The organism is Nonomuraea sp. NPDC049400, from assembly GCF_044466425.1.
Taxonomy (GTDB): Bacteria; Actinomycetota; Actinomycetes; order Streptosporangiales; family Streptosporangiaceae; genus Nonomuraea.
This window is the reverse complement of record NZ_JBITMP010000007.1, coordinates 215,674-232,828: the sequence shown is the minus strand read 5'-3', so window position 1 is coordinate 232,828 and position 17,155 is coordinate 215,674. Positions and strand designations below refer to the sequence as shown.

Annotated in this window: 13 protein-coding genes; 5 read left to right on the top strand and 8 right to left on the bottom strand. The window is 73.7% G+C overall.

Annotated features, from left to right (window positions below):
* Positions 1-25 precede the first annotated feature (25 nt).
* Together ACIBVN_RS12965 and ACIBVN_RS12960 are read right to left on the bottom strand one after the other, a co-directional pair.
* A complete protein-coding gene (locus ACIBVN_RS12965) occupies positions 26-688 on the bottom strand; it encodes an alpha/beta fold hydrolase (protein ID WP_397135731.1) in 663 nt (220 codons plus the stop codon).
* A complete protein-coding gene (locus tag ACIBVN_RS12960; RefSeq protein ID WP_397135730.1) occupies positions 685-2,526 on the bottom strand; it encodes a class I adenylate-forming enzyme family protein in 1,842 nt (613 codons plus the stop codon). Before ACIBVN_RS12960 ends, ACIBVN_RS12965 begins: the two co-directional genes overlap by 4 nt.
* A 350-nt stretch (positions 2,527-2,876) precedes the next feature.
* Between ACIBVN_RS12960 and ACIBVN_RS12955 the strand changes: the two genes are divergently transcribed.
* From ACIBVN_RS12955 to ACIBVN_RS12940, 4 genes are read left to right on the top strand one after another with little or no spacing between them, the layout of a single operon-like run.
* On the top strand, positions 2,877-4,289 hold the full coding sequence (locus ACIBVN_RS12955; RefSeq protein WP_397135729.1) for an asparagine synthase-related protein: 1,413 nt from the start codon (positions 2,877-2,879) through the stop codon (positions 4,287-4,289).
* Between the two features lies 1 nt (position 4,290).
* Positions 4,291-6,090, top strand: a complete 1,800-nt coding sequence (locus ACIBVN_RS12950) for an alpha/beta hydrolase family protein (RefSeq protein WP_397135728.1) — start codon at positions 4,291-4,293, stop codon at positions 6,088-6,090.
* Positions 6,087-7,532 carry an asparagine synthase-related protein gene (locus tag ACIBVN_RS12945; protein WP_397135727.1) on the top strand — a complete coding sequence of 482 codons (1,446 nt, stop codon included), beginning with the start codon at positions 6,087-6,089 and terminating at the stop codon, positions 7,530-7,532. Before ACIBVN_RS12950 ends, ACIBVN_RS12945 begins: the two co-directional genes overlap by 4 nt.
* A complete protein-coding gene (locus ACIBVN_RS12940) occupies positions 7,529-8,884 on the top strand; it encodes a hypothetical protein (protein ID WP_397135726.1) in 1,356 nt (451 codons plus the stop codon). Before ACIBVN_RS12945 ends, ACIBVN_RS12940 begins: the two co-directional genes overlap by 4 nt.
* On the opposite strand, the gene ACIBVN_RS12935 is transcribed toward ACIBVN_RS12940, so the two are convergent.
* Together ACIBVN_RS12935 and ACIBVN_RS12930 are read right to left on the bottom strand one after the other, a co-directional pair.
* The gene (locus tag ACIBVN_RS12935) at positions 8,856-10,613 is read right to left on the bottom strand and encodes a TfuA-like protein (protein WP_397135725.1); all 1,758 of its coding nucleotides are present in this window, start codon (positions 10,611-10,613) and stop codon (positions 8,856-8,858) included. The two genes, ACIBVN_RS12940 and ACIBVN_RS12935, sit on opposite strands and share 29 nt — an antisense overlap.
* On the bottom strand, positions 10,601-11,827 hold the full coding sequence (locus tag ACIBVN_RS12930; RefSeq protein ID WP_397135724.1) for a YcaO-like family protein: 1,227 nt from the start codon (positions 11,825-11,827) through the stop codon (positions 10,601-10,603). The genes ACIBVN_RS12935 and ACIBVN_RS12930 overlap by 13 nt, the downstream gene beginning before the upstream one ends.
* A gap of 119 nt (positions 11,828-11,946) precedes the next feature.
* Between ACIBVN_RS12930 and speB the strand changes: the two genes are divergently transcribed.
* Positions 11,947-12,861 carry an agmatinase gene (speB, locus tag ACIBVN_RS12925; protein ID WP_397135722.1) on the top strand — a complete coding sequence of 305 codons (915 nt, stop codon included), beginning with the start codon at positions 11,947-11,949 and terminating at the stop codon, positions 12,859-12,861.
* A 38-nt stretch (positions 12,862-12,899) separates the two neighbouring features.
* Here speB and ACIBVN_RS12920 read toward each other — a convergent pair whose 3' ends face one another.
* From ACIBVN_RS12920 to ACIBVN_RS12905, 4 genes are read right to left on the bottom strand one after another with little or no spacing between them, the layout of a single operon-like run.
* Complete coding sequence (locus tag ACIBVN_RS12920; RefSeq protein ID WP_397135720.1) at positions 12,900-14,690, bottom strand: ABC transporter ATP-binding protein; 1,791 nt, start codon at positions 14,688-14,690, stop codon at positions 12,900-12,902.
* Positions 14,687-15,634: a phytanoyl-CoA dioxygenase family protein gene (locus ACIBVN_RS12915; protein WP_397135718.1), complete on the bottom strand. Its 948-nt coding sequence runs from the start codon at positions 15,632-15,634 to the stop codon at positions 14,687-14,689. The genes ACIBVN_RS12920 and ACIBVN_RS12915 overlap by 4 nt, the downstream gene beginning before the upstream one ends.
* A gap of 37 nt (positions 15,635-15,671) precedes the next feature.
* On the bottom strand, positions 15,672-16,193 hold the full coding sequence (locus tag ACIBVN_RS12910) for a GNAT family N-acetyltransferase (protein ID WP_397135716.1): 522 nt from the start codon (positions 16,191-16,193) through the stop codon (positions 15,672-15,674).
* A gap of 44 nt (positions 16,194-16,237) precedes the next feature.
* Positions 16,238-17,155: a phytanoyl-CoA dioxygenase family protein gene (locus ACIBVN_RS12905; RefSeq protein WP_397135714.1), complete on the bottom strand. Its 918-nt coding sequence runs from the start codon at positions 17,153-17,155 to the stop codon at positions 16,238-16,240.

Sequence of the window (17,155 nt, the reverse complement as noted above, 5' to 3'; positions counted from 1 at the left end):
CGCCGGGGCCGGGCAATGCCGCACGTCACAGCCCGTCGGCCACCTGGTCCAGGTAGTCGGCCAGCTCGCGTGGGCGCGACAGCATCACCATGTGGCTGCCGGGCAGCTCGTCCGGGACGATGCCCAGCCGCTCCTCGACGTGGCGGCGGACGAAGTCCGGGGTGAAGAAGCGGTCGTCGCGGCAGAGCAGGTATCTCGTCGGCACGTCCGGCCAGGCGGTCAACGGCCATGGCTCGTGTACCGCCCGGTCCATGCTCATCTTCTCGGCGAGCGCGCGGTCGTGGGCCAGCACCCGGTCGGCCAGCTCGCGCGGGACGTCGTGCAGGAAGAGCTCGTACTCGTCCTCGATGTCCGAGGAGGTCCGGCCGCTGCGCTCCCACCAGTCGTCCGGCGCCTCGCCCGGGCTCGGGATCATGGCGGTTACCAGCACCAGCGCGGCGGCCTTGACCCGCGCGCAGACGAGCGGGCCCACGAAGCCGCCCCACGAATGGGCCACCACGACCAGGTCAGGGCGCTCGCCGGCGGCCTGGACGACGGCGTCCGCGTAGTCCCAGAGCCGCGCCTGCGGGTCGGACATCGGGAGGTCCACCGCGACCGTGTCGTGCCCCAGGCGGCGCAGCTCGGCTTCGACCAGGTGCCAGTCGAAGGCGCTTCCACCGCCGCCGTGGATCAGAGCGAAGGTTGTCATGACTGTGATGACCTGTGGCGGGGCGGAAACTCATCGGGGACGGCGCCCTGGGCCCAGGACCGTCGCAGGGCGTCGGACAGGTCGCCGGCTCGGGGATGGCGCAGGACCAGCGTGGGTTTGACGCTCTGCCCGGTACGGCGTTCCAGCTCGGCGGCGAGCCGGGCGGCCAGGAGGGAGTGTCCGCCCAGCCGGAAGAAGTCGCTGTCCCGCCGGATCGGCTCCACGGCCAGGGTGTCGCGGAAGGCCGCGAAGACCATCCGCTCCACCTCGTCGCCGAGGGGCTCCGCCGCCGCCGCTGCGGCAACTTGGTGTGTGTGCACGTACTGCTCGGTCAGCAGCCGCTTGCGGACCTTGCCGTTGGGCGTGACGGGCAGTTCCTCGACCACCACGACGTCCACCGGCACGTGGTCGCGCGGCAACCGCTCTGCGCAGTGTTCGCGCAGGCCGGCCGCCGTGGCGGGGGCCGTCAGGACGACCGCCGCGGCGACGGCCCGGCCGAGCGCGGCGTGCGGCACCCCGAACACGGCCACATCCTTGACGGCCGCATGGGTTCGCAGTGCGGCCTCGACCGTCGCCGAGGCGATGTTCAGCCCGCCGGAGACGATGACGTCGTCGGCGCGCTCCACGAAGTGCACCAGGCCGTCGTCGTCGAGCCGGCACAGGTCGCCGGTCGCGATCCAGCCGTCCGCCAGGTAACGCGTACCCGTCGCGGCGGCGTCCCCCGGCTCCGGGGCGGGCTCCAGATAGCTCAGCGCCGGGCCGGTGTGGCGGAGCCAGAGCTCCCCGACCTCTCCGGGGGCCACGTCCCGGCCCGCGTCGTCCACCACGCGCGCGTCCTGGCCCAGCGCGCCGAGTGCCGGGGGACGGCCGGGGAGACACCGGTGCTGCAGCCCGGCGCCGCCCTCGGCCACCGTGTAGACGTTGAAGATCTCCGCCTGCGGGAACACCTCGGCGAGGCCGTCCACGGTGGGCTGATCCAGCGGGGCCGAGGACGACACCACCGAACGGACCCGCGCCGGTGCGTGACCCTGCCTGCGCAGCGCGGCCACCGCGAGTCGCGCCGTGGTCGGCACCACGCTCAGCGCGCTCACCCGGTGCTCCTCGATCAGCCCGGCCAGCCGTTCTGGCGCCAACGGCTGGCCGAGCACCACGTGCACGCCGTTGAGCAGGCAGCTCTTCAGCACGGACTGCGCCGCGTTCGTGCCGATCGCCACGGAGGTGAACAGGGCGTTGTCCTGTGGAGGCGGTACGTCGTCGCCCTCCGGCCAGTCGTCGGTGAGTGAGGCGTGGCTGCTCAGCACGGCCTTGGCCGCGCCGGTGGTGCCGGAGGTGAGGATCACCGCGGCGGGATCCGTCCCGGCGCGACGCACCACGCCGGTCGGAGCCGCGCCGGTCGGAGCCGCGCCAGTCGAGGCCGCGCCGGTGGGAGCCGTCAGGTCGGTGGCGTGCGCCAGCCATCCGCCGGACGCGGTCCCGTCCGCTTCCGTGGCAGCCTCCCACCACCGGCCCCCGACGACCAGGCCGGCCGCGCCCACCCGGGCGGCGGTGGACAGCAGGTGCGGCGCGGGGACGGGAGCGCGTACCGGCACGGCCACCCCGCCCGCCGCCAGCACGCCCATGAAGCAGGTGGCGAAGGAGAGCCAGTCGCCGTCCTCGAAGGCGAGGACCACCCGCTCCCCCGGACGCGCTCCGCGAGCGGCCAGCCCCGCCGCGACCCGCAGCGCGCCCAGGTGCCAGCTCAGGTAGTCGAGCGTGCCCACCCCATCGACGGTGAACGCCGGCGCCGCCGGGTGGGCGGCCGCCCTCCGGGCGAGGACGTCATGCAGTAACCCGGGCAACAGCGGTCCCTCCCCGCGCATGGCGTACAGAGCAACTTTCTCACCATACGCACCGCAGGTCGCCATGATCAGTCCGCTCAATGCGGATAAATGTTCATCGTTGACGCTATTGCCGACATTTCTAAGAATCGTGCCCAAATTCGCACCCGATAGGAGGTACGAAATGGGGCACAGCGACCTACCACGTGACAGCTGTGGTGGCGTTCGCCGGTGCGGCGGCAATCTCCTCGTCGCCAACGCCGTCCAGCCGAGCGAGTCGGCGGTCCGCCGCAATGTCCGGGCAGTCTCTGAGTTCTGGGCCACGTTCCGGGCATCCCGCAAGATGCTGAACAAGAAGCGGTAACCGTTCCTTGCGATCAGAATTCAGCACGTCTGGAGGGGTTTCGGACATCCTGTCCGAGCCCCTCTACTCGCGAACGGAGGACGGCGCGCTCGACCACGATCCGCTGCGCCTGGTCACGTCCGCGAAGCGGTTCTCGCTGGAGCGGCTGGCGCTGCTGCTGGACGGGCTGCCGTTCGAGGCGGAGTTCCCGCCCGAGTGCCCCTGGGAGGGCGTGGTACGGCACCGCCCGCCCCTCGATCTGCCTCCACTCGGCTCCTCCGACGAGTCGGCACTGGGCGAGGAGTTCGCCGCGGCCGTCTCCCGCTGCCTGGGCGACGCGGAGTCCGCCGTGGTGCTGCTCTCGGGCGGCATGGACTCGTGGGCCGTCTTCGTGCACGCCTGGCGGCAGGCCCAGCGGGAGGGACGGCGGCTGAGCGCGGTCGTGTGGAACCTGCGCGACCAGTTCGGCAAGGCCACCGCCGCCCTGGTCCACCGGCAGCTCCAGGCCGTGGACATCTCCTGCGGCCTGCACGTCCTGCCCGCCGAGTGGCAGGCGCTGCCCGAGCCGCGATGGTCGCCGCTCGGCCCCCGGCACGACTACTACACGCGCCTGCACCAGGCCACCGTGGACCACGCCGAGTCGATCGGGGCGACCGTCCTGCTCAGCGGCCAGGGCGGCGACGAGGTGCTCGGCGCCTGGAACCACCTGTCCGCCTCCTTGGCACGCGGGCGCAAATGGCGCGACCTGCGCAGTTACCTCGCGGCCTTCGGCAAGGGCGACTCCCTGGTGGAGGTGGCGGGCGAGGCGGCCGCGATCGTGGCGCGACGGCTGCCGCCGCAGCTCTCCTTCCAGCTGTACGTGGCGACCGCGCTGCGCGACGTCGTCAACAGCGGACGCCCCTCGGTGCTCGCCGACGTATACCGGGAGTCGGTGAGGGCATGGACCGAGCACTGGCTGGCGGGCAGGTTCGAGTCGTTCCAGCAGGCCGGCGGGGACTGGGCGACGGCCAGCCTGCACGACTCCATCTTCCCCTGGGCGTACGACGCGCATCCGCTCGGGGCGCCGATCCGGCAGCGCTCGCCGTTCGTGGATGAGCTGTTCGTCCGGTACGCCTTCGGGCTGCCGCCCGCCTCCCGGTTCCAGGCCGTGGGGCCGTACCCGTACCAGTGGTACAAGGCGCTGCACCTGCGTCTGCTGCCGCCCGCGCTGCGTCCGCTGCTGCCGGGCTACAAGCAGAGTTACTCCGACGCCTTCCGGCGATACGTGCTCGACGTGCTGCCCGAGGGGCCGCTCCTGGTCGAGGAGCTGGGGCTGATCCAGCCGATGGACCGGCTCGACCTGGAGCGGGTCCATCCGCGGCTGCCCATCGTGGTGCGCAACGTGGAGCGGTGGGTGGCAGGTGCGCTGGAAGCCGGCGCCGAGCCGGTGGCCGCCCGTTAGCATGCGCGGCGCGGCACGCAGGTGGTTCGGCGCAGAACCGGCCGTCAACCTCGCCCTGTCACCCGACGGCCGGGCGGTGAGCTGGCAGAGTGAGCGGGAGCCGGGCCTGTTCGTCTGGCGGCGGGAGCACGGCGTGCGCAGGCTTCCGCTCGGGCGCGTCCAAGTCGCGGATCACGCCTGGTGGCCCGGGGGCGGCGCGCTGGTCGCGGTCGTGGCCGGCCACACCGACCGGGTGATCGTGTACGACGAGGCCACCGGACGGACGACCGACGTCACGCCGGAGGGAGCCGACCGGATCCACGTCGTGGACCGCGACCAGCCGCGGCTGCGGAGCCTGCTGCTGAGCGGCGCCGACGCGGACGGGCGAGCGGCGTGGCACATCCTGTCCTCGCCCCGCGGACCGGCCCGCCGCGTGCCGGGGGCCGGCACGGCAGGCCGCCTGTTCAGCGACGCCGGCGACCGGCCGTGCGCGGCCACCGCCCGGGCCGACGACGGTTCCCTCGTGGTGTACGCGGCGGAGGCGGACACCTGGTGCGAGGTGTGGCGCTCGCGGCCACCCGCCTCCCTGGTCACCCACCCGGTCGACGTCACGGCGGACGGTCAGGGCCTCTACCTGTCCGGTCCCTGCCGTGGCGGTTTCCTCGGCGTGCGCCTGCTGGACCTCCGTACCGGCAAGGTGCGGACCGTGCTCGAGGACGGCGAGCACGACCTCGACGTCGTGCTGCATCCGGTGACGCGGGTCCCGCAACTCGCGCTGGTGTCGGGAGCCCGACAGGGCCACCGCGCGCTCGACCCCGAGCTGGCCGCGGACCTGGCCGAGCTCATCGCTCGCCATCCGGGCGAGCTCGAGCTCGTGGGCCTGACGCGGGACAACACCACCTGGCTCGTGCAGCTCGATTCCCGGCACCTGCTGTGGGACCGCAGGGCGGGCACCGCACATCCCTTCACCCCGGAGCGGCCGAAACCCGGCCTGGCCGCGCGGATCACCCGCACGGCGAGCCGGCGGGTGATCGCGCCCACCGCCACCGTGGCCGTCCCGGCACGCGACGGCCTCGTGCTCGACGGCTACCTGGTCACCCCGAACGGGCTCGCGCCGCCGTACCCCACCGTGCTGCTGGTGCACGGAGGCCCGTGGTCGCGGGACTCATGCGGCCTGTCGCCGCAGGCCCAGTGGCTGGCCGAGCTCGGGTACGCGTCCCTGCGCGTCAACTTCCGCGGCTCGGAGGGGTACGGCACCCGCTTCCTGGACCTCGGCCGCGCCGACTGGGGCGGCAGGATGCAGGACGACCTGGAGGACACGCTGCGCTGGGCGGTCGCGCAAGGGCACACGCACCCGGACCGGGTGGCCATCATGGGGCAGTCGTACGGCGGGTACGCGGCGCTCATGGCCGCGACCGCCCGGCCGAAGGCCTTCGCGCTGGCCGTGGCCGTCTGCGCACCCACCGACCTGGTGGCGTTCCTGCGGCACGTGAAGCAGTCGTCGCACCACGAGCGGGCGCACTTCCTGTACCGCGTGGGCGACCCGGAAGGCGACGCCGACCGGCTGCGCGCCCGCTCGCCCCTCACCCACGCCGCCGGCTGTCACACGCCGGTGCTGCTGGTGCACGGCAGGGACGACCCGCTGGTCCCCTGGACCCACTCCACCGCCATGGCCGCCGCGCTCGCCGAGCACCGCCATCCCCACCACTGCCTGGTGCTCTCCGGCGAGGGCCACGGCATCACCCGCCCCGCCAACCGGATCCGGCTCGCCCGGGTGGTTGGCCGCCAGCTCGCGTTCCACCTCGCAGAGAGGCGCACATGACCAGCCCTCAGCACGCGCACCTGACTCCGCCGCGGGTTGCCGCCGCGGAGCGCCCGTCCTTCCGCTACACCGCGGCCCCCGACCGGCTCTCGCCGTTCGTGAGCAGCCCTGCCTACCAGGAGACCGGCTCGGGGCGTGCCGCCGCTCCGCCGGGCGCCGGTGGCGCCTACTCCCTGGCCGCGCTGGCCACCTGGTTCACCTGGCCGGCGCTGAGCACCGATCTGTTCCCGGCCGCGCCGTGGGCCGGTCTCGAGCGCGTACGGCACGCACCGCCCAGGCCCCGCGGCCACGCCCGCCCCGGCGAGCTGCGCGACCGGCTCGAAGCCGCGGTCGAGCGGGCGATCGGCGACCGGGAGCACGTGGCGGTCGCCACCTCGGGCGGGCTCGACTCCGCCGCCCTGCTCGCCGTCACCGCCCGGGTCTGCCGCCGTACCGATCGGCGGCTGCTGACCGTCACCATGGACATCCCGGACGACCGGGGGCGCCGGCCCAAGACAGTGGTGGACCGGCTGCTGGAGTTCCTCGGGCTGCGCTGCCCCCACCTGCGCGTGGACGCGGCTCCCCGGCGCTGGCCGGAGCCCGACTGGTGCGAGCACGGCCCACGCTTCGACGGCTTCCCCCGGCTGCACCGCGGCATGGCCGAGCTCGCCGCCGACGCGGGAGCGCAGGTCCTGCTCCATGGCAGCGGCGCCGACCAGCTGCTGGAGGCGCCCGGCTACATGGCCGCGCGGCTGCTCGGGCGGGGCTCCCTCGGCAACCTCGCCGCGTACCTCAGGGACGCCTCGGCCGGCGGCGGGCCTCCCCTGCGGGAGCTGACGGCGGTGCTGGCCGGACGGCTGAACCGCGGGATCTCCTCCGCGCTCTACTGGCCGACCGCGTGGCCGCAGCGCACGCGGGAGCCCGGCTCGGCGCTGCTGACCGAGGAGGTCCACGAACAGGCGTGCGCGTGGGAGCAGGACTACCGGCGCGAGTCGGCGAGGGTCGCCGCCGAGGCGGGCGCGTCGTGGGCGGAGGCGCTGATGATCCACCGGACGTTCCCGTACGACGTCGTGGTGCCGGCCACCGAGCTGCCCGAGGCCGCTCCGTACTATGACCCCGCCTTCGCCGAGTACGCACTCCACCTGCCGCCGGCCTCCCGCTACTCGGCGGCGTACGAGAACGAGTACCTGCGCAGGAAACGGCTGGTCGCCGACCTGCTCCCGGAGGGGATCGGCTCCGTGCTGCCGCCGTACCGGCAGCGCGGCTCGCAGTCGTACGCCCGGTACTGGCGGCTGACGCGGGTGGAACCGTCTCTGGCCGTCGAGCGGGGGCTGCTGCGGCTGGACTGGCGGACGCGGTGCCGGGACACGTTCGAGGTCGCCACGGCCAGCGCGGTGGAGCTCTGGCTGCGCGGCGCGGAGGCGCGCGGAGCACGCGTGGCCGGCATCGGGGCGACGGCATGAGCCGGCCCGTCTCGGACTTCCCCGTGAGCGGGGAGGCTCTGGGGAGGATCGACGTGGCCGCGTTGGCGCTGTACCTGTCGCGCCCGTCACTGGCGTTGGGGGTGTACCCCGCCTCTCCGTGGCAGGACGCCACCGGCAGCCAAGGCACAGCGCATGGCGGCGAGACCGGCACGGCCGATCCCCGCGAGCTGGGCGAGCGGCTGGCGGACGCCGTCCGCCGGGTCGTCGGGCCGCACCGGGCGGTGGCCGTCCTGTACGACGGAAGCCCCGGCGCGACGGCGCTGCTGGCGGCGGCGGGCCGGGCGGTGGACGCCGAGGTGAGCGTCGTGGTGGCCGACCACCCCGACCCGCACGGAGCGAGCGTGGCCGTGCCGGCGCAGCAGGTCCTCGCGCTCCTCGGCGGACACCACCGGTTCCTCCTGGCCGAAGCCGACCGGCTGCTCGCCCCGGGTCCCACCGCGTCGAACCCGGCCGAAGCCGCCCGGCTGCCCGACCCGGGTCCCACCGCGTCGAACCCCGTCGCGCCCGACCTGGCGCGGACGCCGCTGGTGCGGGCGGCCGAGGCGAGGGCCACGCAGCTCGGCGCGACGGTGATCCTCACGGCGGACGGCTGCGAAGAGCTGCTCCAGTCCGGCCCCCTTCCGGTGCCCTCCAGCCGCACGGGGATGAGAGCCACCGGCCGCCAGCTGGCCGACCGGTGGCAGGCCGAGGGCGTCGCCGCGGCACTCGCGGACGCCGCGGCGGTGCTGGGCCGGGGCGCGCGGGCGCGCCGGCTGCGTGCCCGCCTGCACGTGGCCCTGGCTCCGTTCGCGCAGGCGCTGGGAGAGGCGCCACGCGTGCTCGCGCCCGATCTGCGCGCCCACGTGGAGGCGTGGACGGCCGGCTGGATCCGCCGGCTGGCCGAGTGTCTCGCCGGCGACCGCGACCCGGTCCGCGCGTACGTACGGGCCCGCATGGCGCGCTTCGCCGGGCCGCTTCCTGCCGCGGTGGCCGCCGCCGCGCCCGTCCCGCGCGCGTCGCCGTTCCTCGACCCGGGCTTCACCGCGTGGGCGCTCCGGCTGCCCCCGGACGCCCGGTACGACGCGCGCCGGCCCACGCCCCACCTGCGGCGCAACGGGCTGCTGGTCTCGCTCGTCTCCCAAGCCGCCAGAGGCGCGCTTCCCACCGCGCCCCCGCCGGCGGCGCCCATCACTGTCCCGGGCGAGGCAGGAGAGTATCCGCTGTGCCGCAAGCTCGGGCTGCTGACCCCGGGCGACGGCGTACCGGTGGACGCGCAGGCCCGGCTGGCGGTCCTGGAGGAGTGGCTGTCGGGGGCCGAGCGGGTCAGCCGCCCAGACCGAAGCGGCGGTTGAACGTCTCGCTGAACGGGCTGACGAAGCGGCGCCGCACGGCCCCGCCCACGGCGGCCCGCAGCCGCATGCCGGGCGAGCGCCAGGTGCGCCCGGTGGTGGGCTGCCAGAAGAACGTCACCGACGACGTGGTGCCCGGCCCTTCGACGAGGTGCCCCCAGTAAAGGGGGATGTAAAGGGCCTCACCCGCTCGTACGGTGCACCGCACCGGCGAACCGGGCCCATCCGATATGGCGGAGAAATCTATCCGGCTGAAATTGAACCGGTACGAATACCACGGATGGAAATTCAGGAACCGGTGATCCTCCGGCGGATACAGAAGCACTTCCTTGGCCCCGCTCACCTGGCACAGCAGGGCCTGTTCGTTGCTGTGGTAGTGCAGTGCGGTCACCGTGTCGCGGCCCAGGAAGAACGCCAGTCCCAGCTCCGGCGCCCCGGCCAGGCAGCGGGGCACCGACAGGTCGTCCGCCAGCTCAGGCAGCAGGTCCAGCAGCGGCACCTGGGCGAGGTAGCAGCGCTCGGCCTCCCCGGGTGAGGTGAGGATGTCGAGGTAGCGGTCCATGCGCAGGGAAGCCTGCACCCAGCTGCCGTAGTAGGAGCCGGAGGGGTAGAACTCGACGGGCACCCGCGTTCCCCCGGCCTTCTCCCTGAGGTAGTCCGGGTTCCAGCGGTCCAGGGCGGGCCAGCCGTCCAGGGCGCCTTCGATGAGGACCGGGCGGCGGCCCCGTTCGAGCTCGAGCACGTCGGCGATGTCCGTGACATGGCGCCGCGGCACCTCGGCCGCGCGGATTCTCGTCCCGGCGGGCCTGCGCGGCACGCTCTCCTCCGGCCTTTCGCTGATCATCGGCCTGCCGTCACCGTTCACTGCCCCGGACTCCTCTCGCCCCTGGCCGCGCCGTCCGCCGGCCACTCGCCCGTCACCACCGGCCGCTCCCGGCGGCGGGCCCCCGGGAGCGGCCCCGGGAGTGGCCCCTGGAGTGGCATCGCCGACGACAAGCTCCCGCCAGTTCTCCGTCTGCTCGAACGGCCGGGGCGGCGTCGAGGGTGCACCGCCTCCCGCCTCGAGCCACCGCCTCATCTCGGCGAGCAGCCGCTCGGCGTCCAGCCTCTTCTGGTCCACCGCGCCCGTGGGCAGCCACGCGCGCAGCCGGGCGACCTGCGCCGCGGCCTCGGAACCTGCGGCGACATCGAGCAGCGCCGCCCAGTCCCGGTCGGGGTAGTACAGGTCCTTGGCGCGTGCCGCCAGCACGGCGGCGACGTCCTGGTCGATCACCGCCTCCCGGACGGCGGCCGACAACGTCGCCCTGATGTTGACCATGGGCTCCGACATGGGCCGGTATCCGCCCTGCGCCGGGGCGTGCAGCACCGCCACCTCGTCGTCGTCGGTCAGGAGTCCGAGCCGGTACTGCTCCGCCACCTCGCCCACCGGGATCATGCCGAACGCGGCCAGTTCGGCGGCCCGCAGCGCGCCCATGCTCGCCGCCCCGTACACCCTGATCCCGAGCGAGAGTGCGTAGAGGATCTCCTTGTGCCAGACGGCGGGGACGCGCTCGAAGTACCCGTCCACGATCCCGATGGCGGCCGGGCGCTCGCGGGCCGCGCGATAGACGCTGCCCAACTCGGCGGGCGGCCGGTAGTCGGCGGGCAGGATGCGCGCGGCCTCCTCGACCGGCAGCGTGGGACCCAGGAAGACCACCGGCGGACGCCGGGCGTCCGGGCTCACTCTTCCCATGGCCGCCACCGCAGTCCCGGCACGACCGCCTTGACCACCGGCAGTCCCAGGTCCTCGATCGTCAGGTCGACGACCACGGCGGAGGCGGCCCCCGTGGCCGCCAGCCGGGCCACCAGCCAGTCCAGGTCCTCGTTGATCGTCGGGTGGTCGACGTCCGGCGCCTCGGTGTAGTCGCGCGACGGCCGGTCGCGGACCGCGTCGCCGACGGCGCGCCGCTGTTCCGGGTCGAAGTACCAGCTCTGCCGGTCGCGGCCGATGTCGTCGCGGGACCCCACGATCACGGTGGCCCGGGCCTGCGCCGCCTCGGTGAGCGCACGGGACAGCGCGATGGAGCGGCGGGGATGGCAGCCGGAGCCCTGCGTCTGGGGCAGCGGGTGGTACCAGGGCGTGTCGGTCTCCACGGCCAGGCAGTTGAAGACGGGCACGCCGGTCTCCGAGGTCAGGTCCCAGACCAGCACGTCGATCCCGGCCTGGCGGAACCGTTCGAGCAGGGCCAGGCAGCCGGCGTCGTCGATCGACTCGGGGCGCACCATCCGCCGCGCGGCGAGCAGGTCGCCGGCGTCCTGCGCGGCGACGATGGCGTCGCGCTCGACGAGCTCGCACAGGGCGTGGACGGCGGCCTCGATGAGGCTGTTGCCGGAGGCCAGGCCGTTGGATCCGTTCTGCACGGCGTGGTCGCCCGGCGCGATCGGCACCCGCCAGTCGCAGTGCACCGCCTCGTACGGCACCCACACCGGCTCGCGTCCCATCAGGTCCCAGCCGCGCACCCAGCGCATCGCGCGGTCCGGGGCGTACTCGCTGCACGGGCAGCGAACGAGGGTCAGCGGATCGAGCACCGCCTCGCCGCGGGCCGCGAGCGCGCGGTAACTGTCGTACCGGAGTGGGAGGTGGTGGGTCTCGGCGTGCCACAGTTCGAGCGACTCCATGATCGCCGAGACCTTCGCGGCGTCGGCGGTGACGCCCTTGCCCTGGGAGACGGCCAGGCTCCGCGACGCGGGACGGATCGCGCACCAGACCGGGATCCCGATCCGGTCCATGCCGGTCACGTTCGCCACGCGGGTGATGCCGGCGACGGCCATGGCCGGTGACACCCTGTCGAGGGTCGCGGCCGGGCTCACCGCTCGATCCGTGCCGTCGCGGTACTCCTTGCGGATCGGCCGCGCCCACTCGGCGGCCCATTTGGAGGCCCAGCGGCCGGATATTTCCCCAACCACAGAATGAGAGATGAGATTTCCCCTTATGGCCACGTCCGGCTGACGGTGTTGTGCGCGCGATCTTTGACCTATGCTGCCCACCGATAACCAAAGAGACAAGTGTGCGATTGGGGATATGAGTGCCCACGCGGACGTTTCATGACATTCCCCCGTCAAATGACGGCAGGTTCGAGGGGCGTCCGAGTGACGTGGTGGTGCTGGGTGTGCCCGTCGACTCGGGCACGGGCGGTCGTCCGGGCGCGCGCTTCGGTCCCACGGCCATCCGCGAGGCGTCCGACCTCATCGCCGGCAACCTCTACCACGTCGGGCTCGAGACCGAGATCTTCGAGCACCTGCGGATCGTCGACGTGGGCGACGTGCCCGTCACCCCCGGCCAGCACGACCGCAACCTGGACGCCGCGGAGAAGTGGGTGCGCGAGCTCATGTCCGTCACGGAGCAGGTGGTCGTGCTCGGTGGCGACCACTCTGTGCTGCTGCCGGTGCTGCGCGCCGTGGCGGACAAACACGGCCCGGTGAGCTTCGTGCACTGGGACGCCCACGCCGACACCTGGGACGGCGGCCCGGAACGCCTGCTCACCCACGCCACGGCGGTCCGGCGGGTCATCGAGGAAGGGCTGACCAACCAGGTGTTCCAGATCGGGCTGCGCGGCTACGGCCCGTCCAGGGAGACCTTCGCCTGGGCCGGGGAGAACGGCGTCGAGCACTGGACCATGATGGACGTGGACGAGACCGGGCTCACGGACATCGTCCAGCAGGTGATCTCCACGGTCACCGGCAAGGTCTACATCTCCATCGACATCGACGTGCTCGACCCCTCGTACGCGCCCGGCACCGGCACCCCCGAACCCGGCGGGCTGACCAGCAGGGAGCTGCTCGCCGGCATCCGCGACCTGGTCCGCAACACCGACGTCGTGGGCATGGACGTCGTGGAGGTCGCACCGCCGTACGACCACGCCGACGTCACCGCGCTGGTGGCGAACCGCTGCGTGCTGGAGTTCCTGGCCGCCACGGCGCAGCGCAGAGCCGCGGGCTAGCGGCGCAGGGCCGCAGGCCAGCAGCGCAGGGCCGCAGGCTAGCCGGATCGGGCGGCGTACTCGGCGCAGAGACGTGCGTAGCTGCCGCCGCGCGCGATCAGCTCCTCGTGCGGGCCGTGCTCCACCAGGACCCCGTCGTCCAGCACGAGCACGCGGTCCGCGGTCTGCGCCGTCTCCAGCCGGTGGGTGATCAGCAGCACGGTCCGCCTGCCGCGCTCCGCGCGCAGGCGCTGGATCAGGGCGGCCTCGGCCTGCACGTCGAGCGCCGCGGTGGGCTCGTCCAGCACCCAGACGGGCGCGTCGCGGTAGAGCACCCGTGCCAGCGCCAGGCGCTGCCACTGGCCGCCGGACAGGTCGCGGGCCCCGGGGAACATCCGGCCGATCGGGTTGTCGGCTCCGTGCGGCAACCGTTCGACGAGCCCGTCGAGCCCGCCCGCCCGCAGCGCGAAGTCGAGCCGGTCGCGGTCCAGCGGCCGGTCCGCCCGCCCCAGCCGGACCGACTCGGCCACCGTGAACTCGTAGCGTCCGTACTCCTGGTAGAGCACGCCGATCAGCTCCCGCAGCCGTGCCGGGTCCAGCTCCGCCAGGTCGGCGCCGTCGATCAGGATCCGCCCGCTGACGGGGCCGAGCAGCCCGAGCAGGAGCTTGACGAGCGTGGACTTGCCCGCGCCGTTGCGTCCCACCAGCACGGTGAACTCGCCGGGCTCCAGCGTGAACGACACCTTGCGCAGCACCGGCGACCCGCCGGCGTAGGCGTACCCGACGCCCTGGAACTCGACCTTCGGCACCTGGCCAGGGGCGGCAGGCGGAGCCGCGGACGCGCGCTCGGCGGGCGGCGGCGCCCCGTACGCCAGCGCGACGAAGTCGGTGAGGTACGCGGCGTGCTCCTCGATGTCCACCACGATGGTGAACAGGTCGACCGTGCTGTTCACCATGGTGCTGAAGGCGGTGAAGACCAGGAACAGCTCCGCCGCCGTCAGCGCTCCTGACTGCGCCTGACCGGCGGCGAGGTAGTAGGCCACCACCAGGCACACGGCGCTCAGCACGCCCGCGACCAGCCCGCGGGCCACGTTGTGGCGGCTCGCCGCGACGACGGCCCGCAGCGCGCGGCGGCTGACGTCGTCGTGCATCCGGGCGAACGGCGTGGCCAGCCCGTAGCTGCGCACGTCCTTGGCCAGGTCGTAGCGGACGAGCAGCTCGGTGAGGTAGTCGCGGCGGCGTTCCAGCTCGGTGGTGCCCCGTCGCGCGAGGTAGACGGCCCTGGCCTCCAGCCGCCGCTGCACCAGCAGCGGCACCCCCGCCAGCAGGGCCAGGCCGATGAGCCGGAGGTCGAGTACGGCCAGCACGCCCACCATGCCGGCCAGCGAGACGATCTGGCCGCAGAACTCGATGAGGATCCCGGCGATGGCGGCCGGCCGCCAGGTCACGCCGTCGTGTGCCCGCGAGACCGCGTCGTACCAGGCCGGATCGTCGAACCGCTCCAGCGGCGCGAAGCCGGTGACCCGCAGCAGGCGCTGCTCGGAGGTGATGCCGACCAGCTCGGTCAGCTCCTCGCGGCGCACCGACAACATCGCGCCCAGCGCGACCCGCATCGCGGTCAGCCCGCCGAGCACCAGGATCCACGCCGTCGCCCGGCCGTCCTGGCCGTGCGAGAAGGCGTCGACGATCTCGCGCACGATGAGCAGGAGCGCCGCGGGCAGCGTGGACACGGCCGTGGACAGCAGCAGGACGAGGACGAGGAGCCTCGGTGACGCCTCGAAGCAGAGCCGGATCGCCACCCTCGCCGCGCCGGCCCCGCCCCCTTTCCAGGGCCGGCCAGTCGATGTCACGTCCGGCCGGGCTCCACGTCGAGCAGCCGCGACGTCGGGCGCGGAAGGAGCTCGTGCCAGCTCTCCTGCCGTTCGGGCAGCAGGAAGTCCACCTGCCGGACCCGCAGCGGAACCCGCAGCCAGCGCCTCTCGGCCCAGCCCGCCGCCAGGTCGTCCCAGCCGGGCACCCGGGGGTAGTGGTGCGGGCGCAGCGAGGCGAAGCAGACCGGCTCGCGCGCCGACTGGTAGCGGTACTCCACGGCGCCGCGCAGGTACGGCGAGAGGTTCTCGTCCACCGCCCGTGTCGCCAGCGCGTGCACCACGACCACGTCGCCCGGCCCCAGGTCCGGGGCCCGCCACCAGTCACCCTCGCCCGGCTCGACCACGGCCTCGACCCCGCCGGTGTCCAGCACGGTCAGCGGGCGCACCCCGGGCACGGAGGGCTCCCGCAGCACGCGCAGCGTGCCGCCGTCCGCCGGGAACGGGGTGAACGGCACCCAGGCGGTCAGCACGTCCGGGGTGCCCTGGACGTAGGTGTGCTCCTGGTGCGGCGGGATCCAGAAGCCGGGATGCACCAGGCTGACCTGTCGCCGCGTGTGGTTCAGCAGCTGCTTGCCGAGGATGGCCCGCATCACCTGGACGACTTCCGGCGCGTGCGCCAGTTCGTGCATCAGCTCGACCCGCTGCAGGTCCTCGTACATGCGCCACCAGCGGGGGCTGCCGTCGCGGCGGTTCGCGGCCGGGCGCGGCTCGGCGTCCTGCCCGTCGTCGGCCAGCCACTCGTGGCGGCGCAGCACCTCGGTGAACCGGGCGCGCAGCTCGGCCAGCCGCGCCTCCGGCAGCAGGCCTCTGAACAGGAGCATGCCGTGCTCCCGCAGGCGCCGCCGGAGCGCGTCAGGGTCGCCGGCGATCGGGGTGGAGTCCTCGGCGACCACTGTGACGCCGTCGTTCTGCAGGCTCATCATGCTCCCCAGGCGTGTCGCGGATGGTTGGGTGGGCTGCTCACTCGTAGTGGTTGAACACCACCGCGTCCTGCAGCCACGCGCTCCGTGCCCGCCAGAACGCCATGCCGTCCTTCCAGTCGGGGTTGACCTCGGCGCGGAACATCCGCGCCCGCCGCCGGCGGAACTCCGCGATCGCGCCCTCCACGAGGGCGGACCCGATGCCGCGGCGCCGGCTCTCCTGACGGACGTAGAGCTCGCGGACGGAGCCGATGCGGAAGTCGTTGACGGACTGGGTGTGCAGCTCCCCGGTCAGGAACCCCTCCAGCTCGTGCCCGGTGTCGGCCACCAGGCAGAACGACAGCTCGTCGGTGAGCGCGGCGCGGAGCAGGTCCCTGGTGCCGTCGAGCGGGTCACGGGTGAACGCCTCCACCTCCGCCACCTCGGGCCGCGCCGGCACGGCCACACCCGGCCCCCAGCGATCATAGGAGAGCAGGGGCACATGCTCACCGGCGTTCAACCCCCACAGCACGAGCACCTCTTCGATGTCCTGCTCGGTGATCAGGCGGACCTCGTACGGCAACTGCCCTCCCTGAGGGAACGGTCGGGACGGGGACGGTGCGGTGCTCACTCCGCCCCGCCTTCGGACAGGGCGCCGACCGGGTGGCCGACGTACTCGGCGGCCACCTCGACGGGCAGCGCCTCGACCTCGCCGCGTACGCCGGCCTCCAGCAGCACCGACGGCTCGGCACGCAGCCACGGGGCGGCCAGCAGCAGCCACAACATCGGCCGTGCGGTGCCGGTCGCGTTCGTGGTGCCCCGATGCCACAGGCGCACGTCACGTACCAGCACGTCACCGGCGCGCATGGCGACGCGCCCTGGCGGTCGTGCCCGCCGCCGTTCCTCCAGGAGCTCCTCGCGTACGCACAGCGAGCCCTGGCGGTAGACGTCCTGGGAGGCGAGGTGGTGAGTGCCCGGCCAGACCTCGATGCTGCCGTTGTCCTCGCCGGTGTCCACCAGCGCGATGTTGACGGCCAGCATGAACGGCGGGTGGGCGGCCGCGCTCCGCGGCCACAGCGGCTCCCAGTCGGCGTGGACCGGCTGCGGACTGGAGCCGGGGAGCACGGTGTGCCCGTGGTAGCTGAGCACGCGGGGCGCCGCCAACGGCTCGCGGCACAGGGCGAGCACCGCCGGATGGCCGAGGAACGCCGCCACGTGCCCGTCGCTCCCGCCAGGCGGGCGGTGCCGCATGTGGCCGTCGTCGTAGGCCATGAGGGCGTCGTGGTACTCCACCAGCAGGGGGACCTCCGCGAGCATGCGCTCGCCGACCTCGCGGGCCATGCCGGCGAGGCCCGTGCCGGTGAGCAGCACCGCGCCGTCGGCGGCGAGCGCCTCGGTCGCGGCGGGCAGCCACGTGGCCTGGCCGGGCGAGACGTCGAAGGACCGGACGGGCGGGGACGGTGCGTGCTGTTCCTGCTGGGCGAGGGCCATGTGACCTCCGGCTCCGGAGACGGGCAGGATGTTATCAACGGGCTTCTCGGGCAT

Bases quoted from the DNA above. Each gene is read 5' to 3' on its own strand.
- ACIBVN_RS12965 (WP_397135731.1), bottom strand. From the start codon at position 688: ATGACAACCTTCGCTCTGATCCACGGCGGCGGTGGAAGCGCCTTCGAC.
- ACIBVN_RS12950 (WP_397135728.1), top strand. From the start codon at position 4,291: ATGCGCGGCGCGGCACGCAGGTGGTTCGGCGCAGAACCGGCCGTCAAC.
- ACIBVN_RS12945 (WP_397135727.1), top strand. From the start codon at position 6,087: ATGACCAGCCCTCAGCACGCGCACCTGACTCCGCCGCGGGTTGCCGCC.
- ACIBVN_RS12940 (WP_397135726.1), top strand. From the start codon at position 7,529: ATGAGCCGGCCCGTCTCGGACTTCCCCGTGAGCGGGGAGGCTCTGGGG.
- ACIBVN_RS12935 (WP_397135725.1), bottom strand. From the start codon at position 10,613: ATGGGAAGAGTGAGCCCGGACGCCCGGCGTCCGCCGGTGGTCTTCCTG.
- ACIBVN_RS12915 (WP_397135718.1), bottom strand. From the start codon at position 15,634: ATGATGAGCCTGCAGAACGACGGCGTCACAGTGGTCGCCGAGGACTCC.
- ACIBVN_RS12905 (WP_397135714.1), bottom strand. From the start codon at position 17,155: ATGCCCGAGAAGCCCGTTGATAACATCCTGCCCGTCTCCGGAGCCGGA.